General features: G+C 54.9%; 23 protein-coding genes and 1 tRNA gene. 14 read left to right on the top strand and 10 right to left on the bottom strand.

Annotated elements, in window-relative coordinates; translation table 11 throughout:
- Position 1: 1 nt before the first annotated feature.
- The 12 genes from LVJ78_RS11725 to ftsZ all read left to right on the top strand — a co-directional run bounded on the left by LVJ78_RS11725 (position 2) and on the right by ftsZ (position 14,580).
- On the top strand, positions 2-1,504 hold the full coding sequence (locus tag LVJ78_RS11725) for a UDP-N-acetylmuramoyl-L-alanyl-D-glutamate--2,6-diaminopimelate ligase (RefSeq protein ID WP_132953512.1): 1,503 nt from the start codon (positions 2-4) through the stop codon (positions 1,502-1,504).
- A 173-nt stretch (positions 1,505-1,677) separates the two neighbouring features.
- Positions 1,678-3,042: a UDP-N-acetylmuramoyl-tripeptide--D-alanyl-D-alanine ligase gene (locus LVJ78_RS11720; protein ID WP_132953511.1), complete on the top strand. Its 1,365-nt coding sequence runs from the start codon at positions 1,678-1,680 to the stop codon at positions 3,040-3,042.
- 306 nt (positions 3,043-3,348) lie between these two features.
- Positions 3,349-4,434: a phospho-N-acetylmuramoyl-pentapeptide-transferase gene (gene mraY, locus LVJ78_RS11715; RefSeq protein WP_132953510.1), complete on the top strand. Its 1,086-nt coding sequence runs from the start codon at positions 3,349-3,351 to the stop codon at positions 4,432-4,434.
- A 79-nt stretch (positions 4,435-4,513) separates the two neighbouring features.
- Positions 4,514-4,837 carry a hypothetical protein gene (locus LVJ78_RS11710; RefSeq protein WP_132953509.1) on the top strand — a complete coding sequence of 108 codons (324 nt, stop codon included), beginning with the start codon at positions 4,514-4,516 and terminating at the stop codon, positions 4,835-4,837.
- Between the two features lie 199 nt (positions 4,838-5,036).
- The gene (gene murD / locus LVJ78_RS11705; RefSeq protein WP_132953508.1) at positions 5,037-6,407 is read left to right on the top strand and encodes a UDP-N-acetylmuramoyl-L-alanine--D-glutamate ligase; all 1,371 of its coding nucleotides are present in this window, start codon (positions 5,037-5,039) and stop codon (positions 6,405-6,407) included.
- A 77-nt stretch (positions 6,408-6,484) separates the two neighbouring features.
- Positions 6,485-7,645 carry a putative lipid II flippase FtsW gene (gene ftsW, locus LVJ78_RS11700; RefSeq protein WP_132953507.1) on the top strand — a complete coding sequence of 387 codons (1,161 nt, stop codon included), beginning with the start codon at positions 6,485-6,487 and terminating at the stop codon, positions 7,643-7,645.
- Between the two features lie 3 nt (positions 7,646-7,648).
- A complete protein-coding gene (gene murG / locus LVJ78_RS11695) occupies positions 7,649-8,716 on the top strand; it encodes an undecaprenyldiphospho-muramoylpentapeptide beta-N-acetylglucosaminyltransferase (RefSeq protein ID WP_132953506.1) in 1,068 nt (355 codons plus the stop codon).
- Between the two features lie 192 nt (positions 8,717-8,908).
- A complete protein-coding gene (gene murC / locus LVJ78_RS11690) occupies positions 8,909-10,306 on the top strand; it encodes a UDP-N-acetylmuramate--L-alanine ligase (RefSeq protein ID WP_165870903.1) in 1,398 nt (465 codons plus the stop codon).
- A gap of 78 nt (positions 10,307-10,384) precedes the next feature.
- Entirely contained in the window at positions 10,385-11,296 is a 912-nt protein-coding gene (locus LVJ78_RS11685) for a D-alanine--D-alanine ligase (RefSeq protein WP_132953505.1), read from the top strand.
- A complete protein-coding gene (locus LVJ78_RS11680; RefSeq protein WP_132953504.1) occupies positions 11,286-12,035 on the top strand; it encodes a cell division protein FtsQ/DivIB in 750 nt (249 codons plus the stop codon). Before LVJ78_RS11685 ends, LVJ78_RS11680 begins: the two co-directional genes overlap by 11 nt.
- Before the next feature lie 21 nt (positions 12,036-12,056).
- Positions 12,057-13,292 (top strand): cell division protein FtsA, encoded by a 1,236-nt coding sequence (ftsA, locus tag LVJ78_RS11675; protein ID WP_132953503.1) that lies wholly within the window; start codon positions 12,057-12,059, stop codon positions 13,290-13,292.
- Between the two features lie 115 nt (positions 13,293-13,407).
- A complete protein-coding gene (ftsZ, locus tag LVJ78_RS11670; protein ID WP_132953502.1) occupies positions 13,408-14,580 on the top strand; it encodes a cell division protein FtsZ in 1,173 nt (390 codons plus the stop codon).
- Here ftsZ and LVJ78_RS11665 read toward each other — a convergent pair.
- The 8 genes from LVJ78_RS11665 to LVJ78_RS11630 all read right to left on the bottom strand — a co-directional run bounded on the left by LVJ78_RS11665 (position 14,577) and on the right by LVJ78_RS11630 (position 22,385).
- Positions 14,577-15,647, bottom strand: coding sequence for a hypothetical protein (locus tag LVJ78_RS11665; protein ID WP_244802574.1), 1,071 nt, complete (start codon positions 15,645-15,647; stop codon positions 14,577-14,579). The two genes, ftsZ and LVJ78_RS11665, sit on opposite strands and share 4 nt — an antisense overlap.
- A gap of 522 nt (positions 15,648-16,169) precedes the next feature.
- Entirely contained in the window at positions 16,170-16,358 is a 189-nt protein-coding gene (gene yacG / locus LVJ78_RS11660; protein ID WP_132953501.1) for a DNA gyrase inhibitor YacG, read from the bottom strand.
- Positions 16,359-16,362: 4 nt separating this feature from the next.
- Positions 16,363-17,124 (bottom strand): cell division protein ZapD, encoded by a 762-nt coding sequence (gene zapD / locus LVJ78_RS11655; protein ID WP_132953500.1) that lies wholly within the window; start codon positions 17,122-17,124, stop codon positions 16,363-16,365.
- Positions 17,121-17,744: a dephospho-CoA kinase gene (gene coaE, locus LVJ78_RS11650; protein WP_132953499.1), complete on the bottom strand. Its 624-nt coding sequence runs from the start codon at positions 17,742-17,744 to the stop codon at positions 17,121-17,123. The genes zapD and coaE overlap by 4 nt, the downstream gene beginning before the upstream one ends.
- Positions 17,741-18,607: a prepilin peptidase gene (locus LVJ78_RS11645; RefSeq protein WP_132953498.1), complete on the bottom strand. Its 867-nt coding sequence runs from the start codon at positions 18,605-18,607 to the stop codon at positions 17,741-17,743. Before LVJ78_RS11645 ends, coaE begins: the two co-directional genes overlap by 4 nt.
- A gap of 1 nt (position 18,608) precedes the next feature.
- Positions 18,609-19,847 (bottom strand): type II secretion system F family protein, encoded by a 1,239-nt coding sequence (locus LVJ78_RS11640; RefSeq protein ID WP_132953497.1) that lies wholly within the window; start codon positions 19,845-19,847, stop codon positions 18,609-18,611.
- 15 nt (positions 19,848-19,862) lie between these two features.
- Positions 19,863-21,545, bottom strand: coding sequence for a type IV-A pilus assembly ATPase PilB (gene pilB / locus LVJ78_RS11635; RefSeq protein ID WP_132953496.1), 1,683 nt, complete (start codon positions 21,543-21,545; stop codon positions 19,863-19,865).
- A gap of 764 nt (positions 21,546-22,309) precedes the next feature.
- Positions 22,310-22,385 (bottom strand) — tRNA-Phe (locus LVJ78_RS11630).
- 310 nt (positions 22,386-22,695) lie between these two features.
- On the opposite strand from LVJ78_RS11630, the gene LVJ78_RS11625 reads away from it, so the two are divergent.
- Positions 22,696-23,349, top strand: coding sequence for an isochorismatase family protein (locus tag LVJ78_RS11625; protein ID WP_132953495.1), 654 nt, complete (start codon positions 22,696-22,698; stop codon positions 23,347-23,349).
- 292 nt (positions 23,350-23,641) lie between these two features.
- Here LVJ78_RS11625 and LVJ78_RS11620 read toward each other — a convergent pair whose 3' ends face one another.
- Positions 23,642-24,142: a DUF4189 domain-containing protein gene (locus tag LVJ78_RS11620; RefSeq protein WP_132953494.1), complete on the bottom strand. Its 501-nt coding sequence runs from the start codon at positions 24,140-24,142 to the stop codon at positions 23,642-23,644.
- A gap of 209 nt (positions 24,143-24,351) precedes the next feature.
- Complete coding sequence (locus LVJ78_RS11615; protein WP_165870901.1) at positions 24,352-24,942, bottom strand: RDD family protein; 591 nt, start codon at positions 24,940-24,942, stop codon at positions 24,352-24,354.
- Between the two features lie 186 nt (positions 24,943-25,128).
- Between LVJ78_RS11615 and asd the strand changes: the two genes are divergently transcribed.
- The gene (gene asd / locus LVJ78_RS11610) at positions 25,129-26,247 is read left to right on the top strand and encodes an aspartate-semialdehyde dehydrogenase (RefSeq protein ID WP_132953492.1); all 1,119 of its coding nucleotides are present in this window, start codon (positions 25,129-25,131) and stop codon (positions 26,245-26,247) included.
- Positions 26,248-26,500: the final 253 nt, after the last annotated feature.

The following is a 26,500-nucleotide window of genomic DNA, read 5'->3' as shown; positions in this document are numbered from 1 at the left end:
TATGTTCAGCGAACTGAGCCCTTTGGCCGAAGCCCAACTGCCGCCTCTGCTGTGTGACCATGCAGCAGGGCGGCTGTTGCATTCAGATAGCCGTAAAATCCGCCCCGGCGATATCTTTATCGCCTGCCAAGGCGAATATGCAGACGGCCGCCATTATATTCCCGCCGCCATCGACAACGGGGCGGCGTTTGTGTTTTGGGATGACGACGGCACGTTTGCGTGGCCGTCTGAATGCAAAGTGCCCAACCAAGGCATCAAAGATTTGAAAAGCCGCGCCGGCATGGTGGCCGCGGCTGTGTATGGCCATGTTTCAGAAACGTCATCCCCGCATGTTTTAGGCGGGGACGGCCTCGATGTTTGGGGCATCACCGGCACCAACGGCAAAACCTCGGTGAGCCAATGGCTGGCGCAGGCCGGCGATTTGCTCGGCAGCAAAACCGCCGTTATCGGCACGGTAGGCAACGGCTTTTGGGGCGGCTTGCAGGAGAGCACCCACACCACGCCGGATCCGGTGGCGGTGCAAACCCTGTTGCACGACTTTGCCCGCCAAGGCGCGAAAAATGTGGCGATGGAGGTGTCGAGCCACGGGCTTGATCAATTGCGCGTAAACGGCGTGGCTTTTAAAAGCGCCATCTTCACCAACCTCACCCGCGACCACCTCGATTATCACGGCAGCATGCAAGCCTATGGCGAAATCAAAGCGCGTCTGTTTTACTGGCAAGGCCTGCAACACGCGGTGATTAATATTGATGACCCATTTGGCGCGGCATTGGCAGGCCGTCTGAAAGCCGGGCGCCCCGATTTGGCCGTGTATGGCTATGGATTTGGCGAGCAAGCAGATATCCGTATTACGCAATTTGCCGCCGCTTCAGACGGCATGAGCGTGGTGCTGAATACGCCGTGGGGCAGCGGCGAAGTGCGCAGCCGTCTGCTCGGCCGCTTCAATGCGCAAAACCTCGCCGCCTGCGTGGGCTTGCTGTGCGCCAACGGCTATCCGCTCGATAAAGTGTTGGCCGCGCTGGCGCAAATCCGCCCTGCCACCGGCCGCATGGACTGCATCATGCGCCCCGATGCGCCCCTGGTGGTGGTGGATTACGCGCACACGCCCGATGCGCTCGAAAAAGCGATTGCCACGCTCAACGAAATCAAGCCGCAAGGCGCGCGCCTGTGGTGTGTGTTCGGCTGCGGCGGCAACCGCGACAAAGGCAAGCGCCCGCTGATGGGTGCGGCCGCCACCGCCGCCGATAAAGTGGTGGTCACCAGCGACAACCCGCGCCTGGAAGCGCCGCAAGCGATTATCGACGATATTCTGCCCGCCGTGCCGCAGCCCGCATTTGTGCACACCGACCGCCGCACCGCCATCGAATATACCGTGGCCGAGGCCTCGGCGCAGGATATCATTCTGATTGCCGGCAAAGGCCATGAAACCTATCAGGATGCGCAAGGTCAGAAACAGCATTTTTCCGATTTTGAAGTGGCCGAAACGGCGCTGGCGCAACGATAGCATGGGCGCCGGTTCGTTAAACGTAGCGCTTATGCTCCTATTTTTCAGACGGCCTGCACCCTTGTTTGAAATGGTGTGAGCACAAAATAGTTCGTCTGATTTTTAAATCCGGCATTTAATTTATGTTTCAGACGGCCTAGCATATAAGGCCGTCTGAAAACCAAGCAAAGCATATGAAACCTTTAGATTTAAACTTTATCTGCCAAGTGCTGCATCTGCCGATGCCGTCTGAAAACGCGGCAGTCAAACGCATCGTCACCGACAGCCGCGATATTCAAAGCGGCGATGTGTTTTTCGCGCTGGCGGGCGAGCGCTTTGATGCGCATGATTTTGTGGCCGATGTGTTGGCCAAAGGCGCATTGGCGGCGGTGGTGTCGCGCGAAGATTGCGCTGCGCTGCCGCGCGCGCTGAAAGTGGCGGACACGCTGCAGGCTTTGCAAACGCTGGCGCAGGCTTGGCGTGAAAATGTGAATCCGTTTGTGTTCGGCATCACCGGCTCTTCGGGCAAAACCACGGTGAAAGAAATGCTCGCCGGCGTGTTGCGCCAGCGTTTCGGCGAAGCGGCGGTGTTGGCCACGGCCGGCAATTTCAACAACCACATCGGCCTGCCGCTCACTTTATTAAAGCTCACCGGCGCACACCGTTATGCGGTGATTGAAATGGGCATGAGCCATTTCGGCGAGCTGGCGCAGCTGACGCAAATCGCGCGCCCCGATGTGGCGCTGGTCAACAATGCCTTGCGCGCACATGTGGGCTGCGGCTTTGACGGCGTGGGCGATATTGCCAAGGCCAAAAGCGAAATTTACCAAGGCTTGAATGCCGACGGCCTGGCGCTGATTCCGTGTGAAGATGCCAACGCCGCGGTGTTTCAGACGGCCTCAAAAGCTTTCAAGCAACACACGTTCGGCGTGGGGCAGGGCGATATCCATGCGGAAAATATCGTGTTGCAGCCGCTCTCTTGCGCATTCGATTTGGTGCGCGGCGGTGAGCGTGCGGCGGTGCTGCTGCCGGTGCCGGGCAAACACAATATTCACAATGCCGTGGCCGCTGCGGCCTTGGCGCTGGCGGCCGGTTTGCGCCTGCAGGAAGTTTCAGACGGCCTGCAAAGCTTTGCCAACATCAAAGGCCGTCTGCAAATCAAAAGCGGCATAAAAAATGCTGTTGTGCTGGATGATACGTATAATGCCAACCCCGACAGCATGAAAGCCGCGCTCGATGTGCTGGCCGCCTTGCCCACCCCGCGCGTGTTTGTGATGGGCGACATCGGCGAATTGGGCGAAGACGAATCAGCGGCCATGCATGCCGAAGTGGGCGCTTATGCGCGCGATAAAGGCATTGAAGCGGCTTATTTCGTGGGCGGCTTCAGCGCTGCGGCGGCCGAGGCTTTCGGCGGGCGCGGCTTGTGGTTTGCCGATAAAGATCCGCTGATTCAGGTGCTGCTGCACGATTTGCCCGAGCAGGCGCATGTGCTGGTGAAAGGCTCGCGCTTTATGAAGATGGAAGCAGTGGTGCAGGCTTTGCAGGGTGCGGAAAAGTAAACGCAGAATCTTTCAGACGGCCTGCAACATATCTCGCCGGCCGCAAGATGAAATGCAAACAAGCCCAAACAATTTATTTTAAAATAGCCGCTTCAGGCCGCTTATACCAATCCAAAAAAATAACCTAACTTCGTTGTCTCGCCTTGCCGTACTATCTGTACTGTCTGCGGCTCGCCGCCTTGTTAGCTTACTTTTTTGAATTGGTATTAAACGGCCAAGGCAAAAGCGCGGCACTGCGCATTAATCATGCATTTGGCCTGCCGCTGCGGCCGCAGGCAAGATTACAAACACAAAAGGAACCGGCTCATGCTGTTATGGCTTGCCCAAATTTTCGACAACTGGATCACCGCATTCAATGTGGTGCACTACACCACTTTCCGTGCGGTGATGGCGGCGCTCACTTCGCTGGCGTTTTCTCTGCTTTTGGGGCCTTGGGCCATCCGCAAGCTCACGGCGCTGAAAGTCGGCCAGGCCGTGCGCCACGACGGCCCGCAAACGCATTTGGTGAAAAACGGCACGCCCACCATGGGCGGCTCGCTGATTCTCACCGCCATAACCGTGTCCACTTTATTGTGGGGCAATCTGGCCAACCCCTATATCTGGATTTTGCTGGCGGTGCTTTTGGCCACCGGCGCGCTGGGCTTTTACGACGATTGGCGCAAAGTGGTTTATAAAGACCCCAACGGTGTGTCGGGCAAATTCAAGCTGGTGTGGCAATCGGTGGTGGCGCTCTCGGCCGGTATCTTTTTGTTTTACTTTGCACATTTGAGCGCGAGCAATGCGTTTATCGTGCCTTTTTTCAAGCAGATTGCTTATCCTTTGGGCGGCATCGGCTTTGTGGCGCTCACTTATCTCGTGATTGTGGGCACGTCTAATGCGGTGAACCTCACTGATGGGCTGGACGGCTTGGCGGCTTTTCCGGTGGTGTTGGTGGCGGGCGGCTTGGCGATTTTTGCCTATGCCAGCGGCCACGTGGAATTTGCCCGCTATTTGCAACTGCCGCATGTGGTGGGTGCCAATGAAGTGGTGATATTCTGCGCCGCCATGTGCGGGGCGTGTTTGGGCTTTTTGTGGTTCAACGCTTATCCTGCGCAAGTGTTTATGGGAGACGTGGGCGCGCTGGCGCTGGGCGCGGCGTTGGGCACGGTGGCGGTGATTGTGCGCCAGGAAATCGTGCTGTTTATTATGGGCGGCCTGTTTGTGGTGGAAGCGGTGTCGGTAATGTTGCAGGTGGGCTCGTATAAAACCCGCAAAAAGCGCATTTTCCTGATGGCGCCGATTCACCATCATTATGAGCAAAAAGGCTGGAAAGAAACTCAAGTGGTGGTGCGCTTTTGGATTATCACCATTGTGTTGGTGCTGATCGGGCTGGCCTCGCTGAAAATCCGTTAAACTATTTATTAATAAAAATGTGTGGCCCGCCGCGTTTCAGACGGCCTGCACAAAATAAAATCAAACACATGAAAGCAATATGATGGAAGACAAAATACAGGCGTTCCGTCAACCCTTGGTTACTGCCACCGGCATTTTGCTCGGTTTTATTCTGAATTTTATGTCATCGTGGGTGAAGTCGGATGTGCCTTTCGGCGATGTGCTCGCCGGTGTGGTGGGCATATGCATGCTGACCGGCATTTCGTGCTTGATTGCCGTGCTTTATCGGATTTTGCGGATGGATTACCCGCGCGAGCAAGGCGAGCAATATTACCGGCGCACCCTGAGCGTGTTTGTGGTGGGCGTGTGCGTGGCTTTTGTGGGCGTGTTTATCGATACCGTGCTGAATTTTATGGCCGGCTGAGCCTAGGGTCTGTTCACAATTCATCTCGTGGCAATCTTTTGGCTCAAAAACGCGCCTGCCACGTTGAAAATGCTTGCAAGGTGTCCAACCTTGCTGCGCTTTTCGCCTTGCAAACGCGCTTTTGCGCTCAAAATCTTACGCACGGATGAAATGTGAACAGCCCCTAGATAGCAATATTCATTTGGGAAGGATTGGCGCGATGAAACGCCAAGAGGTTTTGCAACAGAATCCGGCTGCGGTTGATTGGCCGCAGCAGCGCGTGTTGGTGCTGGGCTTGGGCGGCACGGGCGTTTCCATGATTGCCTTTTTGCAGCAGCAGGGTGCCGATGTGTCGGCTTATGATGCCGATTTGAGCGCAGAGCGCGAAATGCAGCTGAAGCAGCAATTTCACGGTTTGCCGTGTTATCAAGGCCGTCTGAAAGATGCGCTGGCGCACGACTTTGATATGCTGGCCATCAGCCCCGGCATCAGCGAGCGGCAGCCTGAAATCGAAGCTTTCAAGCAAAACGGCGGCCGTGTGTTTGGCGACATTGAAATTCTGGCCGGCCTGTTGGCCGAGCAAAGCGACAAAATCATCGCCATCAGCGGCAGCAACGGCAAAACCACGGTCACGAGCCTGGCGGGTTATTTGTGCGCGCAATGCGGGCTCGACACGGTGGTGGCCGGCAATATTGGCACGCCTGTGTTGCAAGCCTATATGCAGCGCGAAGGCCGGCCGGCCGATGTGTGGGTGCTCGAGCTTTCCAGCTTCCAGTTGGAAAACACGCATCATTTGAATGCCGATGCGGCCGCGGTGCTGAATATTTCTGAAGACCACCTCAACCGCTACGATGATTTGCTCGATTATGCCCATGCCAAAGACAAAATTTTCCGCGGCAGCGGCGTGCAGGTGCTCAATGCCGATGATGTGTTGTGCCGCGCCATGCGCCGCCACGGCCGCGAGGTGAAATGGTTTTCGCTGGCACACGAAAGCGATTACTGGGTGGATGCAGGCCGTCTGAAAGCGGGCGGAGCCGATTTGCTGGCGGCGGCGGATATTCCGTTGCAAGGGCTGCACAATGCGGCCAATGTGCTGGCGGCTTTGGCCTTGTGCGAAGCCATCGGTTTGCCGCGCCATGAGTTGCTGAAGCATATTCAAACATTCAAAGGCCTACCGCACCGTGTTGAAAAAATCGGTGAGAAAAATGGCATTACCTTTATTGACGACAGCAAAGGCACCAATGTGGGCGCCACCGAAGCGGCGATTGCCGGCCTGCAAAGCCCGCTGGTGTTGATTGCGGGCGGGCAGGGCAAAGGGCAGGATTTCACGCCGCTGGGCGAAGCTTTGCGCAACAAGGCGCGCGCGGTGCTTTTGATTGGCGCGGATGCGGCGAAAATCGAAGCCGATTTGCAGGGCTTTAGCTTAACGTTGCTGCATTGTGCCACGTTGGAAGAAGCCACCCGCCGTGCTTATGAAATCGCGCAAAGTGGCGATATTGTGCTGCTCAGCCCGGCTTGTGCCAGCTTCGATATGTTTGAAGGTTATGCCCATCGCGCAGAAGTGTTTGCCAACGCATTTCATGCTTTGTAACGAAGTTTCAAAATAACAAGGTTTCAGACGGCCTGGTGAAAAGAGGCCGTCTGAAACGGAAGCTGTGTATTATTCATATGATTACCGAATCGAAAATTCTCGACCGCAAATTGCTTAAAAGCGGCCATAAAATCGACCAATCGCTGCTGTGGATGATTGTGTTGATGTCGTCTTTCAGCCTGATGATGATTTATTCGGCCTCGATTGCTTATGCGGCGCACGATGGCGGCGACCAATGGTTTTACCTCGGCCGCCAGGCGATTTTTTTGAGCACGGGTGCGGCAGCAGGCTTGGTGGCGGCCAAAATTCCGATGGCGAGGTGGAAAAAATGGACGCCGTGGATTTTGCTGTTCAGCCTGTTTTTGCTGGTGGTGGTGCTGTTTGCGGGGCGTGAAATCAACGGCGCAAAGCGCTGGATACATTTGGGGCCGGTCAACCTTCAGCCCACCGAAATCTTCAAATTGGCGATTATTCTTTATTTGGCCAGCTTTTTCACCCGCCGCGCCGAGATTTTGAAGCAGTTTAAAAAAGTGGCCTTCGCCGGCGTGCCGGTGGGCGCGGGGCTGGGGCTGATTATGCTGGAGCCGGATTTCGGCTCGTTTGTGGTGGTGACGGTGGTGGCGCTGGGGCTGCTGTTTTTGGCCGGCCTGCCGTGGCGTTGGTTTTTGATGATGGTGGGTGCGGGTTTGCTCAGCATGATCGGCCTGATTGCGATGGCACCTTATCGCGTGGCGCGGGTAACGGCGTTTCTCAATCCGTGGGAAGACCCATTGGGCAAAGGTTATCAGCTCACCCATTCGCTGATGGCGATTGCGCGCGGGGAATGGTTTGGCGTGGGGCTGGGCGCGAGCCTGGAAAAACGCTTTTACCTGCCTGAAGCGCACACAGATTTTATTTTGGCGGTAATCGGCGAAGAATTCGGCATGGCCGGCATTTGCGTGCTGATTTTCTGCTACGGCTGGCTGGTGTGGCGCGCGTTTTCCATCGGCAAGCAGGCGCGCGATTTGGAGCTTTATTATGGCGCGTTTGTGGCCAAAGGCGTGGGCATTTGGCTGGGCATTCAAAGCTTTTTCAATATCGGCGTGAACATCGGCCTGCTGCCCACCAAAGGGCTCACGCTGCCGCTGATGTCTTACGGCGGCTCGGCGGTGATTGTGATGCTGGTGAGCATGACGCTGCTGCTGCGGGTGGATTATGAAAACCGCCTTAAAATGCGCGGTTATAAAGTAGAAGGATAAATCATGGCGGCTAAGCACTTTTTATTGATGGCCGGCGGCACCGGCGGCCATATTTTTCCGGCGCTGGCGGTGGCCGAAGTGCTGCGCGCGCGCGGACACCATGTGGTGTGGCTGGGCAGCGAGGGCGCAATGGAAACGCGCATTGTGCCGCAGCACGATATCGAGCTGGAAACACTGGCGATTAAAGGTGTGCGCGGCAATGGCTTGAAGCGCAAGCTGATGCTGCCGTTTACCTTGGCTAAAGCCGTTCAGACGGCCTCGGCCATTATTAAAAAACACCGTATCGACGCGGTGATCGGTTTTGGCGGTTTTGTTACCTTTCCGGGCGGCGTGGCGGCCAAGCTTGCCGGTGTGCCGATTGTGATACACGAGCAAAACGCCATTGCCGGCATGTCAAACAAATATCTGGCGCGCTGGGCGCGGCGCGTGCTTTATGCGTTTCCCAAAGCTTTCGATAATGCCGATGGGCTGGTGGGCAATCCGGTGCGCGCCGAAATTGCCAATCTGCCCGAGCCTGCGGTTCGCTTTGCCGGCCGCGAAGGCCGTCTGAAAGTGTTGGTGATGGGCGGCAGCCTGGGCGCTGATGTGTTGAACAAAACCCTGCCCGAAGCGCTTTCTTTATTGCCAGAAGAAGCGCGCCCGCAGATTTACCACCAATCCGGGCGCAACAAGCTGGGCAATCTGCAGGCGGCTTATGATCAATTGGGCGTGCAGGCCGAATGTGTGGAATTTATCGACGATATGGTGTCGGCTTACCGCGATGCCGATGTGGTGGTGTGCCGCTCCGGCGCGCTCACCATCGCCGAGCTCACCGCCGCCGGCGTGGGCGCGCTGCTCGTGCCTTATCCGCATGCGGTGGACGATCACCAAACCGCCAACGCCCGTTTTATGGCGCATGCCCAGGCCGGCCTGCTGCTGCCGCAATCGCAGCTGACCGCGGCCAATCTGGCCGAAGTGTTGGGCGGCTTAAACCGCACGCGTTGCCTGGAATGGGCTGAGCAGGCGCGTACGCTGGCGCTGCCGCACAGCGCGGAAGATGTGGCCGACATTGCCATTGCCACCACCATGTGAGTTTCAGACGGCCTCAGTTTGAATGCAGAGGCCGTCTGAAAATAGTTTGCCTGTTTTCAGACGGCCGTTCACGAATAAAAACCGCCTTTACATTAAAAATATGGCACAGAATATCGCTGCCCTTTAGAATAAAGCCTTTATGTGCAGCGGCGCTAAAAAGGCCGTCTGAAACGGCAGCAAGGATACGCAGTTATGATGAAAAACAGGGTTCACCACATTCATTTCGTCGGCATCGGCGGCTCGGGCATGTGCGGCATTGCCGAAGTGTTGCACAATCTGGGCTTCCAGGTGTCCGGCTCGGATCAGGCGCAAAGCGCGGTAACACGCCATTTGAGCGATTTGGGCATAGAAGTGTATCCCGGCCACACCGCCGAGCATGTGGCCGATGCCGATGTGGTGGTGACTTCCACCGCCGTGAAAAAAGACAACCCCGAAGTGGTGGCGGCGCAGGCGCGCAAAATTCCGGTGATTCCGCGCGCGCTGATGCTGGCCGAATTGATGCGTTTCCGCGACGGCATCGCCATAGCCGGCACCCACGGCAAAACCACCACCACCAGCCTCACCGCCTCGATTTTGGCAGCGGCCGGCATGGATCCCACTTTTGTAATCGGCGGCAAACTCACCGCCGCCGGCACCAACGCCCGCTTGGGGCGCGGCGAATATATTGTGGCCGAGGCCGATGAATCGGATGCTTCGTTTCTGCATCTCACGCCGGTGATGTCGGTGGTGACCAATATCGACACCGACCATATGGACACTTACGACCACAGCGTGGATAAGCTGCACCAGGCTTTTGTCGATTTCATCCACCGCATGCCGTTTTACGGCAAAGCGTTTTTGTGTGTAGACAGCGAGCATGTGCGCGCGGTGTTGCCGAAAATCAGCAAGCCGTTTGCCACTTACGGGCTGGACGATAATGCCGATATTTACGCCACCGATATGCGTGCAGAAGGCGCACAAATGCGCTTTACCGTGCAAGTGAAACACGATAATCAGGCGCCGTTTGAAGTGGTGCTCAATATGCCCGGCCGCCACAATGTGCTCAACGCGCTGGCCGCCATTGCGGTGGCGCTGGAAGTGGGCGCATCGGTGGAAGCGATTCAAAAAGGCCTGCTGGCCTTTGAAGGCGTGGGGCGCCGCTTCCAAAACTATGGCGAAATCGCGCTGCCTAATGGCGGCAAAGCCTTGGTGATTGACGATTACGGCCACCATCCGGTGGAAATGGCCGCCACGCTGGCGGCGGCGCGCGGCGCTTATCCCGATAAGCGGCTGGTGCTCGCTTTTCAACCGCACCGCTACACCCGCACGCGCGATTTGTTTGAAGATTTTGTGAATGTGTTGAGCACGGTCGACAGCCTGGTGCTCACCGAAGTGTATGCCGCCGGCGAAGAGCCGATTGTGGCCGCCGACAGCCGCGCGCTGGCACGCGCCATCCGCGTGATGGGCAAGCTGGAACCGATTTATTGCGAAGCAGTCCATGATTTGCCCGCCACCTTGCTCAATGTGTTGCAAGAGGGCGATGTGGTGCTCACCATGGGCGCGGGCAGCATCAATAAAGCGGCGCAGGCGCTGGCAGAGGGCAGCCGCTGATTTTGGATGATTTAGATTAACAGCACATCAGGCCGTCTGAACAAACAGGCCGTCTGAAACAGATGAAAAGAAAACAGCATGCAGAATTTCGGCAAAGTGGCCGTCTTGATGGGCGGATTTTCCAGCGAGCGCGACGTATCGCTCAACAGCGGCGCGGCCATTGTGGCGGCTTTGCAAAGCAGCGGCATTGATGCGCACCCGTTTGACCCCAAAACGCAGGATATCGTGCAATTGAAGGCGCTCGGTTTTCAGACGGCCTTCAACACGCTGCACGGCACTTACGGCGAAGACGGCACCGTGCAAGGCCTGCTCGAAGCCTTGGGCGTGCCTTACACCGGCTGCGGCGTGATGGCCAGCGCCATCGGCATGGACAAATACCGCACCAAGCTGGTGTGGCAGGGTTTGGGCTTGCCTGTGCCCGAATTTGCCGTGCTGCATGACGACAGCGATTTTGCCGCCATCGAGCGCGAGCTGGGCTTGCCCCTGTTTGTGAAACCGGCCGTAGAAGGCAGCAGCGTCGGCGTGGTGAAAGTGAAAGAAACCGGCAGCCTGCAAGCCGCCTATCAATCGGTGAAACATCTGCACGGCGAAATCTTGGCCGAACGCTTTATCGGCGGCGGCGAATACACCTGCGCCGTGCTAAACGGCCAAGCGCTGCCGAGCATACACATTATTCCGGCCACCGAATTTTACGATTACGAAGCCAAATACAACCGCGACGACACCGTATATCAATGCCCGTCCGATTTGAACGAAGCCGATGAGGCGCTGATGCGCACGCTTTCTGTGCGCGCTTTTGCCGCCATCGGTGGCCAAGGCTGGGGGCGCGTTGACTTTTTGAAAGACACCGACGGCAAACTTTACCTGCTTGAGGTCAACACCTTGCCCGGCATGACCAGCCACAGCTTGGTGCCCAAGGCCGCCGCCCAAAGCGGCTTGAGCTTTGCCGATTTATGTGTTGAAATTTTAAAGACCGCTCATGTGGGATAATGCCGGCGCCATGCGGCGCATCACCCGCTGGCTGACTGCCCTGGTGCTCTTGATGCTGCTGGGCGCAGCGGGCGTGTGGCTGTATCATTCACCGTATTTTCCGGTGAAGCAGGTGAAAATCGAAGGCGATTTGAAGCGTGTGAGCACCCAAGAGCTGCAAACCGTTGCCCAGCGCTATATTCGCGGCAATATTTTCAGCGCCGATTTGAACGGCGCACAAAAAGCCTTTCAGGCGCTGCCGTGGATAGACAAAGCGCAGGTGCGCCGCCGCCTGCCCGATGTGGTGGAAATCCACCTCACTGAGCGCGAACCGGTGGCACGCTGGAAAGCTGCCGGCCTGGTGGATGCCAACGGCAATATTTTTCAGGCGGCCACCACCGAAACCTTTCCCGAATTCGACGGCCAGCCGGGCACCGCCAAAACCATGGTGGCGCATTACCAAGAATTCAGCGGATTATTGAAACCGGCAGGCTTAAGCATCGCCAAGCTGGAATACACACCGCGCTCCGCCTGGTCGGTGGTGTTGGACAACGGCATCACCGTGCGCTTGGGGCGCGAGCATGAAAATGCGCGCCTGCAGCAGTTTGCCGCCGTGTGGCCGGGCATATTGCGCGCACAACAAAGCGGCTTGGCCTATGTCGATATGCGTTATAAAGACGGCTTTGCCGTGCGCGAGCGCGCACCGAGCGAAATGCCGTCTGAAACGGCAGCTTCAGCCGCCGATCACAATCAACAGTAAACAGAAAATGAATGGAACATCATGGTAAAAGGCAAATACATCAGCGCGCTGGACATCGGCACTTCCAAAGTGATTGCCCTGATAGGCGAAGTGCAGGAAGACAACGAAATCCATATCGTCGGCCTGGGGCAGGCACCGTCGCGCGGCCTCAAAGCCGGCATGGTGACCAATATCGATGCCACCGCCCAAGCCATCAAGCAAGCTATGAATGAAGCCGAATTGATGGCCGACTGCAAGGTCGACAGCGTCACCACCGGCATTGCCGGCAACCATATCCGCAGCCTTAATTCGCAAGGCGTGGTGAAAATCAAAGACGGCGAAGTTTCCCAAGCCGACATCGATCGCGCCATCGAAACCGCCAAAGCCGTAAACATACCGCCCGACCACAATATTCTGCACACCGTGGTGCAGGAGTATATTATTGATAACCAGCCCGGCGTGAAAGAGCCCATCGGCATGAGCGGCGTGCGCCTCGACACCCGGGTGCACATCATCACCGGTGCCATCACCGCGCTGCAAAACATCCAAAAATGCGTCAACCGCTGCGGCCTGCACATGGAACAAATCATGTTGCAACCCTTGGCCAGCGGGCAGGCCGTGCTCACGGAAGACGAAAAAGACTTGGGTGTGTGCGTGATCGATATCGGCGGCGGCACCACCGATATCGCCGTGTATACCAACGGCGCCATCCGCCACACCGCCGTGATTCCCGTGGCAGGCGATTTGATTACCAAAGATTTGGCACAAGCCTTGCGCACCCCGCACAACGCCGCCGAATACATCAAAATCCACCACGGCGTAGCCATCGCCACCATGGACGGCCTCGATGAAATGATTGAAGTGCCCAGCGTGGGCGACCGCCAGCCGCGCCAAATTTCACGCCGCGTGTTGGCCAGCGTAATCGGCCCGCGCGTGGAAGAAATTTTGGAATTAACCCTCAATGAGTTGCGCCGCAGCGGCTTTCCCGAAGACGTGCTCACTTCCGGCGTGGTGCTCACCGGCGGCGCCTCTTTGCTCACCGGCATGGTGGATTTGGCCGAAGATGTGTTCAACCTGCCCGCCCGCATCGGCGTGCCGCAGGAAATGGGCGGCGTGTCCGAGCGCATCCGCAACCCGCGCTATGCCACCGCCATCGGCCTTTTGCAGGCCGCGCGCGGCGATGCATACGGCAGCCCTGTGAGCGGTGCCGTGGCCGTGAAGGAACCGCGTGAAAGCCTGCTGGTCAAAATCAAAGAATGGTTAAAAAACAATTTTTAAACCCAAAGTAAAGATATAAGAACCTTTTTGCTATAAACGCGCGTTCTTATATATAATGCAGATTGTTCACACTAATTTAAATCCGCCTTAATGCAGGGCGCAGAGGAGCATTTTTATGGAATTGGTTTACGACGTAGTAGAGTCTGCCGCAAGCCCTGCGGTAATCAAAGTAATCGGCATCGGCGGCGGCGGCTGCAATGCCATCAACAATATGATCAACAACACCGTGCAAGGCGTGGAATTCATCAGCGCGAATACTGATGCGCAAGCCTTGGGCGGCAGCAATGCAGCCAAACGCATCCAGCTGGGCGTGAACCTCACCCGTGGCTTGGGCGCCGGCGCCAACCCCGAAATCGGCCGCGCGGCCGCTCAAGAAGATCGCGAAGCCATCGCCGAAGCCATCCGCGGCGCCAATATGCTGTTTATCACCACCGGCATGGGCGGCGGCACCGGCACCGGTGCCGCGCCCGTGATTGCCGAAATCGCCAAAGAGCTGGGCATTCTCACCGTGGCCGTGGTCACGCGCCCGTTTGGCCACGAAGGCAAACGCATCAACATCGCTCAAGAAGGCTTGGATCACCTCAAAAGCCAAGTGGATTCGCTAATTGTGATTCCGAACGACAAATTGATGACTGCATTGGGCGAAGACGTGACCGTGCGCGAAGCCTTCCGCGCCGCCGACAATGTGTTGCGCGATGCCGTGGCCGGCATTTCCGAAGTGGTTACCCGCCCCGGCTTTATCAACCTTGACTTTGCCGATGTGAAAAACGTGATGAGCATCATGGGCATGGCCATGATGGGCTCAGGCTTTGCCCAAGGCATCGACCGCGCCCGCCTGGCCACCGAGCAGGCCATTTCCAGCCCGCTCTTGGACGATGTTACCCTTGATGGTGCACGCGGCGTGTTGGTTAACATCACCACCGCGCCGGGCTGCCTGAAAATGTCGGAATACCGCGAAATCATGAAAGTGGTGGACGAATACGCCCATGCCGATGCCGAGCGCAAATACGGCACCGCCGAAGACGAGAGCATGGAAGAGGGCGATATCCGCGTCACCATTATCGCCACCGGCCTGAAAGAGCACCAAAGCGCCGCCGCCAGCCCCAATCTGCGCATGGTGAAAACCCAACAAGCCACCGGCACCGACGACGGTTTTCCGAATATCGACAGCGTCATCCGCTCAGGCCGCAGCGCCCGCAGCATGAATTTGGCTGCCTCCGATTTCTCCAACCAATCGGTATTGGACGATTTCGAAATTCCCGCCGTATTGCGCCGCCAGGCCGATTAATCCGGCATCCGTCTGAAAAAAGCCCGCACGAAGTTGCGGGCTTTTTTCAGACGGCCAAAACCTTTCAGACGGCCAAAACCTTTCAGACGGCCAAAACCTTTCAGACGGCCAAAACCTTTCAGACGGCCAAAACCTTTCAGACGGCCAAAACCTTTCAGACGGCCAAAACCTTTCAGACGGCCAAAACCTTTCAGACGGCCAAAACCTTTCAGACGGCCAAAACCTTTCAGACGGCCAAAACCTTTCAGACGGCCAAAACCTTTCAGACGGCCAAAACCTTTCAGACGGCCAAAACCTTTCAGACGGCCAAAACCTTTCAGACGGCCAAAACCTTTCAGACGGCCAAAACCTTTCAGACGGCCAAAACCTTTCAGACGGCCAAAACCTTTCAGACGGCCAAAACCTTTCAGACGGCCAAAACCTTTCAGACGGCCAAAACCTTTCAGACGGCCAAAACCTTTCAGACGGCCAAAACCTTTCAGACGGCCAAAACCTTTCAGACGGCCAAAACCTTTCAGACGGCCAAAACCTTTCAGACGGCCAAAACCTTTCAGACGGCCAAAACCTTTCAGACGGCCAAAACCTTTCAGACGGCCAAAACCTTTCAGACGGCCAAAACCTTTCAGACGGCCAAAACCTTTCAGACGGCCAAAACCTTTCAGACGGCCAAAACCTTTCAGACGGCCAAAACCTTTCAGACGGCCAAAACCTTTCAGACGGCCAAAACCTTTCAGACGGCCAAAACCTTTCAGACGGCCAAAACCTTTCAGACGGCCAAAACCTTTCAGACGGCCAAAACCTTTCAGACGGCCAAAACCTTTCAGACGGCCAAAACCTTTCAGACGGCCAAAACCTTTCAGACGGCCAAAACCTTTCAGACGGCCAAAACCTTTCAGACGGCCAAAACCTTTCAGACGGCCAAAACCTTTCAGACGGCCAAAACCTTTCAGACGGCCAAAACCTTTCAGACGGCCAAAACCTTTCAGACGGCCAAAACCTTTACGGGTGCGACAAAAATGGAATTTTGCGAAAGGTTCAGGCTGGGTGTTTGAATGATACCAATCCAAAAAAATAACCTAACTTCGTTGTCTCGCCTTGCCGTACTATAGTGGAATGCATAAAAAAGTGATACGGCGGGTAGGTTGGATTGAAAACCCAACAAATCCACAAGCCGTCTGAAACGTTGGGTTTGGCAACCCAATCTACGCCGTTGCAAAATGCAGTTTTGTGTCACTTTTTCTTGCATTTCACTATATCTGTACTGTCTGCAGCTCGCCGCCTCGTTATACCAATTCAAAAAAATAATATACAAACAGGCAGCCTGTAGGTCGGATTCTCGAATCCGACACTTGTTCGTAGAACAAGACACGCACATCGCTTTGGCCGCCGGCCAAACGTCGGATTCGAGAATCCGACCTACGCGGTTGGTGCTATCGAACTGCTTTTATTTTGTAAGGTTATTTTTTTGAATTGGTATTAGCTTACTTTTTTGAATTGGTATGAAATATTTAGGCCGTCTGAATATTCAGACGGCCTTTACGGTATGCAATGGTGGGGATACGGCAAAATGTGCGTGGGTGTTGATGTTGTTATCGCGCAATATCGTCTGAAAAAGGATCGTCTTCTTGCGCATCAACTGAATAATCTTCTTTTGCCCACGCACCCAAATCAATCAGTTTGCAGCGCTCGCTGCAAAAGGGGCGGAAGCGGTTGATCGGCAGCCAGGCTACTTTTTTGCCGCAGGTCGGGCAGGATACGATGGTGATTTTTTCGCTCATGGGTTTAGGCCACTACAGGGTCGAAGCTGCACATAATCAGCTTGAACGGCATGTCTTCGGTAATCGGCTTGCCGCGGGCGCTCTCTTGCGAGGCGGCTAAAAAACGGATGTGGGTGAAATATTTGTTGGCCGACACTTCAGGCAGGGCGTGTTTGTTTTTCTCCAGCTCGATGGTGAGCATGTGGATATTTTGCGCCAGGCTGTTGTGCTGGTAATTGCCGTTGACGGCCACGCAATCGACGGCGCGGGTGTTGCTTCGCAAAATGGTGAGCAGCACGGCGATGGCCTCATAAGTGGGGGTGAGGGTGGCAATCCATTTGTTGAGGTCTGCCAGGCGCTGCTCGTGCGGCAGCTGCTGCCAGAAATAATAGGAAGACAAGTCAAACGGGCTGGTGCCGCCGGGCACCAGCATGCGCTGTTTGATGGCCATCAACCATTCGTTTTCGCGCAAATGCTGGCCGAATTTCTGCTGTATGCCTTGCAGGTTTTCGGCCACTGCTTGCAATTGTTGCAGCTGGACCGGCTCGGTTGAGGCGGCGCGGCTGCCGGCTAAGAGCTGCTTTTGCCGCTCGATTTCCTGCAAAATATCCAGCTTCAATTCTGCCCGCGCGGCGCATTCCATGATTTCAAACAGGGTGAACAAGGCCAGATGGTGCGCCCACGGGCTGTCGCAGCGCATGCTTTCGCGATGGAAGCGGACAAACAAATGCTCGATGCGCAAAAAGCTGCGCACACGTTCAGATAGCGGATGCTCGAAACGGATCATGGGCAAACTCGGGTGGGGCGGGAAAATAGCGCCCGATAATAGCGGTGCAGCCGCTCTGCTTTGGCGGCCAGCATTTCAAGTGAAACTTCATTGCCGATCACATCATCGGCGGCTCGGCAGCGCTGCCGCCGGCCGGCTTGAGCGGCCATTATACGTTTAATTTCGGCTTCGGATAAGCCGCTGCGCTGCGCCACCCGCGTGATTTGCACGGCTTCGGGCACATCGATCACCAGCACACGTTGTACCAGCGTGCGAAAGAGGGGCTCTTCAACCAAAAGCGGGATATCGAGTATGCCGTAAACTGCTTCGCTGTGGCGCTGTTGTTGCTGCCGGATGGCTTCGATAATCAGCGGAAACATCACCGCTTCCAGCCGCGCTTTTTCTTCAGGCCGTCTGAAAACCAAATCGCGCAAGGCTGCGCGGTTCAGACGGCCTGGTTCGTGAAAAACACTTGCGCCGAATGTGGCGAGAATGGCGGGCAGCGCGGCACCGTTGTCGGCGCTTAAGCTGCGGCTGATGGCATCGGCATCAATCACCGGCACACCCAGCCGCGCGAATTCGGCAGCCGCTTGCGATTTGCCGCTGCCGATGCCGCCGGTGAGCCCAACCCAAGCCGTCATGCTGAAAATCCTGATGCACGCAGCCACCAGCCCAGCGCGGCCAACACTTTTTCATTGGCGATAAACACCAGCCAGCCGGCCACGGCCAAGCTGGGGCCGAAAGCAAATTGCTGCCCTTTGGCCACACGCAAAAGCACGGCGGCCAGCACGCCGATTAGGGCGGCGATAAAAACAATCACAGGCAACACGCCCACGCCGAGCCAAGCGCCCAAGGCCGCGAGCAATTTGAAATCGCCGCCGCCCATGCCGACTTTGCCGGTGAGCAGCTTGTAAACATAACACAGCAGCCACAAGCTCATGTAGCCGAACACGGCGCCGAGCACGGCAGAAGAAAGCGGCACAAAAGCGCCGTTGAGGTTAAACAGCAAGCCCAGCCAAATCAGCGGCAAGGTGATTTGATCGGGTAGGTATTGGGTGTCGGCATCGATAAAGGTGAGCGCGATCAGCATGGCGGTAAAGAGCAAGCCGCCCAGCGTGATGATGCTCCAGCCGTATTGCCAGGCCACGAGGGCGAATAAAGCGGCGGTGAGCAACTCCACCAAAGGATAGCGCTTGCTGATGGGTGTGCGGCAGGAGGCGCATTTGCCGCCGAGCAAAAGATAGCTGAACACGGGAATATTCTGCCATGCCCGCACGGGCGCTTGGCATTGCGGGCAGCGCGAATCGGGCTTGATCAGGTTGAAAGGCTGCTGCTCTTCGGCGCTGAGCGGTTGGCCGAGATGCTCTTTGGCAAATGCCGTCCAGCTGCGCTCCATCATCACCGGCACGCGGTAAATCACCACATTGAGAAAGCTGCCCACCAATAAGCCGAACAAGGCCGCTAAGGGAATAGCGAAAGGTGCTAAGGCATTGAAATCCATCATATCAGCCCACCACGCTGCCGAGGTTGAACAAGGGCAGATACATGGCCACCAGAATCACGCCGATAATCGAGCCGAGCACCACCATGATAATCGGCTCCATCAAAGAGGAGAGCTGCGACACGGCATTATCCACTTCGTCTTCATAAAATTCGGCGGCTTTATTGAGCATATCGTCCAGCGAGCCGGATTCTTCGCCGATGGCGGCCATCTGCAAAACCATATTGGGGAATAATTCGGTGTTTTGCATGCTCGATGTGAGCGATAAACCTTGGGTAACTTTGGCGCGGATATCGTAAGTGGCTTCTTCATACAGAATATTGCCCGATGCGCCGGCCACCGATTCCAGTGCTTCCACCAGCGGCACGCCGGCGGCAAACAGCGTGGCCGTGGTGCGCGCCCAGCGGGCAATGGTGGCTTTGCGCACGATAGAGCCGAAAATCGGCAGCCGCAGCAAACCTGCATCCACGCGCTTTTGAAAGGCGGGCGAGCGTTGGTGCCATTTATACAGCACCACGCAAGTGGTGACCATGCCGATGATAAACATCCAGCCGTTGCTGACGAAAAAGTCGGAAAAGCCCATAATAATTTGGGTGAGCTTGGGCAATTCGGCGCCCATATTGCTGTAAACCTCTTTAAAGGCGGGCAGCACAAACATCATCATCACCAGCACCAGCGCAACGGCCACCACGATAATAGCAATGGGGTAGGTGAGCGCGCTTTTCACTTTTTTCTTGATGGCTTGGGTTTTTTCTTTATAAACGGCCAGCTTGTCGAGCAAGCCTTCCAATACACCGCCGGCCTCACCGGCGGCAATCAGGTTGCAATAGAAGCGGTCGAAATATTTGGGGTGTTTGGAAAAAGCTTTGCCCAGCGAGCTGCCTTGCTCCACATCGCTCCGCACCTGCATCAGCATCTGCGTCATAGAAGGGTTGGAGTGGCCGCGCGCCACGATTTCAAAGGCCTGCATCAGCGGCAGGCCGGCTTTCATCATGGTGGCGAGCTGGCGGGTAAACACGGTGATGTCGGCTTGGGTGATGCGCCGCTTGCGCGTGGCTTTTACCTTGCTGATGCGCAAAGGTTTGATGCCGCGCCGTTGCAGTTTTTTGCGCGCTTCTTCTTCATCTTTGGCCACCACTTCGCCGCGCACAAGTTGGTCGGTGCCGGTGTTTTTGCCCTCGAAATTAAAACGTTTGCCCTTGTTTTTGTTTGCAAACAATCCGCCTGCATTATTTTTTTTCATTTAATTTTGCCTTGTTTAATCATTGGTGTGCGCCAGCACTTCTTCCAGCGAGGTAAGCCCCTGCATTACCTTTAGCAAGCCGGCATGGCGCAAGTCTACCATGCCTTCTTGATAAGCCATATTCATAATGTCCACTTCGGTGCCGTTATTCATAATCACGCGTTGCATTTCTTCTGAAACCGGCATCACTTCATACACCCCGGCGCGGCCTTTATAACCTTTGCCGCGACAATTGTCACAGCCCACGGGGCGGTAGAGCGTCCATTCTTTGGCCAAGTCTTCATCGGAAAAGCCGGCTTTTTTCAAAGCGGGCAGCGGCGGGCGCTCGACCGGTGCTTTGCAGGCCGGGCATAATCGGCGCAATAAGCGCTGGGCCATAATCAGGTTTACCGAGCTGGCAATGTTGAAAGGCGCCACACCCATGTTGAGCAGGCGCGATAAAGTGGCCGGCGCATTATTGGTGTGGAGCGTTGAAAACACCATGTGGCCGGTTTGGGAAGCTTTGATGGCGATGTCGGCCGTTTCCAAATCGCGGATTTCGCCCACCATGATAATGTCGGGATCTTGGCGCAAAAAGGAGCGCAAGGCCGCAGCAAAGGTGAGCCCTTGTTTGTCGTTGACGTTTACTTGGTTGATGCCGGGCAGGTTGATCTCGGCCGGGTCTTCCGCGGTGGCGATATTCACGTTTTCCGTGTTGAGAATATTCAGGCAGGTATAGAGCGAAACGGTTTTGCCCGAGCCGGTGGGGCCGGTGACCAGCACCATGCCGTAGGGGCGGTGGATGGCTTCCAGCAGCAATTCTTTCTGAAAAGGCTCAAAGCCCAATTGCTCGATATTGAGCGAGCCCGCATCTGAATTGAGGATACGCATCACCACTTTTTCGCCAAACAAAGTCGGCAAGGTGCTGACGCGGAAATCAATCGGGCGGCCGTGTTTGTGGAACGCGATTTGAATACGGCCGTCTTGCGGAATGCGTTTTTCCGAAATATCGAGGCGCGCCATTACCTTGATGCGCGAAGCCAGCTGCCCGCGCACGGCCACAGGCGGCTGCACCACTTCGCGCAATTGCCCGTCCACACGGAAGCGCACGCGCGCCATTTGCTCGTAAAATTCAAAATGGATATCCGATGCGCCCGCATTGAGCGCATCGGAAAGGGTTTTGTGGATAAAGCGGGCGATCGGGCCGTCTTCCGCTTCTTCATTATCAACATACAGCACACCGCCTTGGGGGGCGCGTTCCTGCTGCTCTTTGCTGATTTCCTGCAAAATGGTGGTGGAGCGCTGCCCCAGCCATTCCAAAAGCGTGCTTAATTGATCGTCGCGCACCACCACCAAATCGATGGATGCGCCGGAATTAAATGCAATTTTCTGGAAATTATGAATTTGAGTGGGATCCGACACCGCCAAATACACTTTACGGCCGCGCTTGAAAATCGGAATGCAGCGGTTTTGCAGCATTTGTTCTTCGGTGAGAATGTCGGGCAAAATATTGGCGCGCGGATAATGGCGCAAATCCAGCAAAGGATAGCTGAACATGCGCGCCAGCAATTCGCCCAAAGCGCGGGGCGAGATGATGCCTTCTTCAAACAACATGGGCATGATGCTTTTATGTTCGTTTAGCGCTTTTTGGTAGCGTTCTGCCTGGTTGCCCACAATAACCTGACTTTGAACCAATACTCTCAATAAACCGACACTCATGTGATCAACCTGGTTGGTGGTGCATCCTGATCCGGCTGCATGGCCGAAGGGTGTGCAGGATAAGCCATATTTGGAAAATATGAATAAGGACTTGCATTATAGGGTAACTTTGCACAGCATTAAACCACAACGATAAAATTTACTCAATTTCGATATTGTTTTATGTGGTATTAATTCAAAAGGCTGAGCCAACGGCTGCGAAAATGGGCACAGTGTACAAGTTTCGGGCAAAAATAACCGCAAAATAAGCTTGGTGGCGGCAAATCCGCCTAAGGTGTCCTGACAATTCGTTTGTGAGGAGGATTTTGTTTCTGAGAATGCAGGGGCAAGGCAAAAAAACGTAGCAAGGTTGGACACCTTGCGCACGTTTTCAACGCGGCAGGCGCATTTTTGAGCGCACGTTTCCGTTTTGAGGGCAAACCTTCAGACGGCCTTTGCATTATTGGTTTTTTAAAACCCTCTTTTTCATTTGGATTTAGCGCTGATTCAGAGGCTGGGTATCAATCTCATTGTTGTAGGGCGGCGTTTCCACGCTTTTGCAGATGCCGTGAATTGCAGGCGATTTGATAAGATGGGTGCAGATAAATATAGATAGCAAAGTTTAAGATAAAATCGGCTGAAAGCACGATGAATAAAGGGTTTGCTAGGGTCTGTTCGCAATTCATCCGCGCTTTTGAGCCAATACGCCGCGAGATGAAATGTGAACAGACCTTGAATTTATGCAGATTTCTGCAGGCAAAAAAATAACCGCAAAATGCGGTTAGTGGTGGCCAGACCCAGGATCGAACTGGGGACACACGGATTTTCAATCCGTTGCTCTACCGACTGAGCTATCTGGCCATGCCTTGAAAGATGCGTATTAAAACAGAAATAGGTGTGATGTGCAAGTTGTTTTCCGGTTTGCCGGTGTTTTTCCGGATAAGATTTTATTTTTTATCGGAAATAAAATTTTACGGCGGCGGGGAGGTGAAGGTGTTGGATGGCGCGGGTGTTGGCTTTATCACAATAGAAAAGTGGAAATGAGAAAATATGTAAAGTAATGTATTGCTGGCAATGCCGATTGTCGGTAATATTAACCGATTATCTTTAATCACGGCATGGCAAGGCGCTGTTGCTGTGTTTTGAACAGGTGAAAAGAAAGCATGCAGCCATGAGTATTGTTGCAATCGATGTGCACCCCCAGCGGGCTTTTTCGGAAATGTGTCCGGATGAAGTGCCGGTGGCGGATGCTTTATCTATCGTGCCTCATTTGAACCGGCAGGCTTCATGGGCGGATTTTCGGGTGCTGACCAAAGATGCGCATGTGCCGGATGCCGGATGGATTGTGCCGCAGCAGTCGGATCATCTGCCGCTTGAGCAGGCCGAAAATTGGGTGAGCCACGCGATTGTGGGCACGGAAGGTTTTGAAACCCTGCCCAATCTGCCCAATGCTGTTGACTATCAATTTTTGGTACACATCGGCCTGGAGCAGGGGGCACACCCTTTTGGCGCGTGTTTTCATGATATGGCGGAAAACATCAGCACCGGGCTGATTGAATGGCTTAAGCAAAAAGAGGCCAAAATCATATTGATCGGCGGCCTGATTACCGAATATTGTGTGCAGGCCACGGTGTTGCAATTGTGTTGGTATGGGCCTTGGCGCGTGATTGTGAATCTGGAAGCCTGCCGCACGCTGGATAGTGTGCAAGAGCAGCAGGCGGTGCTCAGCATGCAGCAGGCCGGCGCGTTGGTGGTGGCGTGCACCGAAGAGATTGAGGCATTGATCGGCAATGTGCAGCAGCAAGATTATGCATTTACGATTTGAACAAAATATATAGATATCAAAGGCCGTCTGAAAAAGATTCAGACGGCCTTTGATGTTTTTGACTTGTGTATATTTTGTCGCCTTGGTAGTTGGGGTGATTGCAATTATTGTGCATAAGCGGCGGTGGCGATGCCCATCAATGCGATAAAGGCGGTGATGGCCAATTTGATACAGTGAGGTTTCATTATCATCATTTCCTTTTGCTAAGCTTGATTACACAGCACCAAAGAAAGTTGGCTTGCTTAGACTGTTAAGTTACTCTGCGCTTTAATGCACATAGCACCAGCTTATATTATTTCACCCGCACAGGCAGGCTGCAGCCGCTGTATTTAATTTCACAGCTATTACTGGTGGTTGCGCATATTTTCATTGCATGGGTAATTGCTTGTGCTTCTTCTACACCGTTTCCATAATTGCTATATCCGCCACCCCAAGCCACGGCATGGCATCCATTACGTATGCTTGAAACCACTTTGCATGGCTTGGCCGCGCAGTTTTTAACCGCAATCGACTCCGCTTGTCTTTTGCTTTTTTGCGCCTCTATTACGCCGGCATTACCGGTGTCGTGATCAACCGCAATCGCACCGTAGCGATCTTCCCAAACCTCGGTATAAACAGGCTCCCGATTACCACCACCGCAGCGGGAGCGGTCGCCTTGGTAGTTGGGGTGATTGCAATTGTTGTGCATGGCGCCGATTTCGGCTGCCGATTGTGCATAAGCGGCGGTGGCGATGCCCATCAATGCGATAAAGCCGGTAATGGCCAATTTGATACGGTGAGATTTCATCATCATTTCCTTTCGCTAAGTTTGATGACACAACACTGGAGAAAATTGGCTTCCCTTTTGCCTCTGTAGCTGATGGTTGCGGAAAAGGAAAATTGCGTAGTGCAACTGCTTGTGTCTGCCGGTTTGGTTTCGCCGCAATGCAGTTTCAGGCAGCCTTGATGGTGGTTTACGGCGGCGCTTGAGAATGTGATGGCCAATATTTGCATGCCGCTGCTTCAGCGCAATTGCACCACCACGGTGCCGGCCAGATAGTCTTGCAAGGTGCGGCGGCTTTTTTGCTTGTTGAACAGCATAACAAAGCAGGCCAGCGAGGCCGACAGCGTCAGCACATTTGCGATCACGTCCGCCGTGGCCGCCGGCGCGCCGCTCAGCAGCACCACCGCATAGCCGATAATCATGGCGGCGATGGCGAGCATAATGTTATACACCACTTCACGCAGCATCACCGCGCCCCAAAAGCCCGGGTTGGTGCCATCGGTTTTCAGCAGGCGGATGTGCATGATTTTTTTGCCGATCGATTGGCCGTGTTTGCTCATCATGCGCACTTGGATGATGATATAGGCCAGCAAAACCAAGAAGCCAATGAGCAAGCCGGGCATCAGCCAATCTGAAGCGGCCAATGCTTCCAGCCCTTGTGTCCGCTCAATGTAGCTGTTTGATGGCCAAACAACAATGGCTATCAACAAAGGCACATAAGCCAATATCGTCAAAATAACATTAATCAGATAAGCGGCAATGCGTTTGCCGGCTCGGGCGGGCGCCACATCGATTTGGGTGGTGTGTCCCGCGGGCAGGTGGCTGTTCATATTGAATCCTTTGCAAAAGAGCCGATAGGGGAGCCATGATAATATCGGTTGCGGCGCAATATTTACAACAAATTTTTTGAAATCGCCATAAAGCACTTTACATTTCGGGCGCATGGCGTTAAAACCATTCCTTAATATCATAATTGTTCACAAAACCGTATCACTGAAATTCAAGGAGTGCATGTAATGAAAGTTGGGTTTGTAGGCTGGCGCGGCATGGTCGGCTCTGTGCTGATGCAGCGCATGCAGGAAGAAAACGATTTTGCCCATATCCCGGAAGCGGTGTTTTTCACCACCTCCAACGTGGGCGGCGCAGCGCCCGATTTGGGCCAAAGCGCCAAAACCTTGTTGGACGCCAACAATATTGTCGAGCTGGCCAAGATGGATATTATCGTTACCTGCCAGGGCGGCGACTACACCAAATCGGTGTTTCAACCCTTGCGTGATGCCGGCTGGGCAGGCTATTGGATTGATGCCGCTTCATCGCTGCGCATGAACGATGATGCGGTGATTGTGTTGGATCCGGTTAACCGCAGCGTGATTGATGATGCCCTGAAAAACGGCGTGAAAAACTATATCGGCGGCAACTGCACGGTGTCGTTGATGCTGATGGCTTTGGGCGGCCTGTTTCAAAACGATTTGGTGGAATGGGCCACCAGCATGACTTATCAAGCAGCTTCCGGCGCCGGTGCCAAAAACATGCGCGAATTGATTGAAGGCATGGGCGCGGTGCACAGCCAAGTGGCCGCTGAATTGGCCGATCCGGCCAGCGCGATTTTGAATATCGACCGCAAAGTGTCGGATTTCTTGCGCAGCGATGCCTATCCGCAAGCGCAATTCGGCGTGCCTTTGGCCGGCAGCCTGATTCCGTGGATCGATGCCGATTTGGGCAACGGCCAATCCAAAGAAGAATGGAAAGGCGGCGTGGAAACCAATAAAATCCTCGGCCGCAGCGCCAACCCGATGGTGGTGGACGGCTTGTGCGTGCGTGTGGGCGCCATGCGCTGCCACAGCCAGGCGCTGACTCTGAAATTGAAACAGGATTTGCCGGTGGCGGAAATCGAGCGCATTTTGGCCTCTGCCAACGATTGGGTGAAAGTGGTGCCCAATGAAAAAGAGGCCAGCATTCATGAGCTCACCCCGGCCAAAGTAACCGGCACCCTCAGCGTGCCGGTGGGGCGCATCCGCAAAATGGGCATGGGCGGCGAATACATCAGCGCCTTCACCGTGGGCGACCAGCTTTTGTGGGGTGCGGCCGAGCCGCTGCGCCGCATGTTGCGCATTGTGTTGGGCAATTTGGATTAAACGTTGCAGACAATGGAAAGCCGCCTTCGGGCGGCTTTTTATGTGCGCTTTTATGACACAAACCGGCAAGGATGAGCAGTTATAAACAGTTTTTTAGATAAAGAGAATAGGGAAAAATTTTATTTTTATTTGATATAGATTACAATGCAAGGTTTGCAAAGTTTGGATAATACCAATCCAAAAAAATAACCTAACTTCGTTGTCTCGCCTTGCCGTACTAGTTGTACTGTCTGCGGCTCGCCGCCTTGTTAGC

The sequence above is a fragment of the Uruburuella suis genome, from assembly GCF_022870845.1.
Lineage (GTDB): Bacteria > Pseudomonadota > Gammaproteobacteria > Burkholderiales > Neisseriaceae > Neisseria > Neisseria suis.
This window is presented reverse-complemented; position numbering and strand designations above follow the sequence as displayed.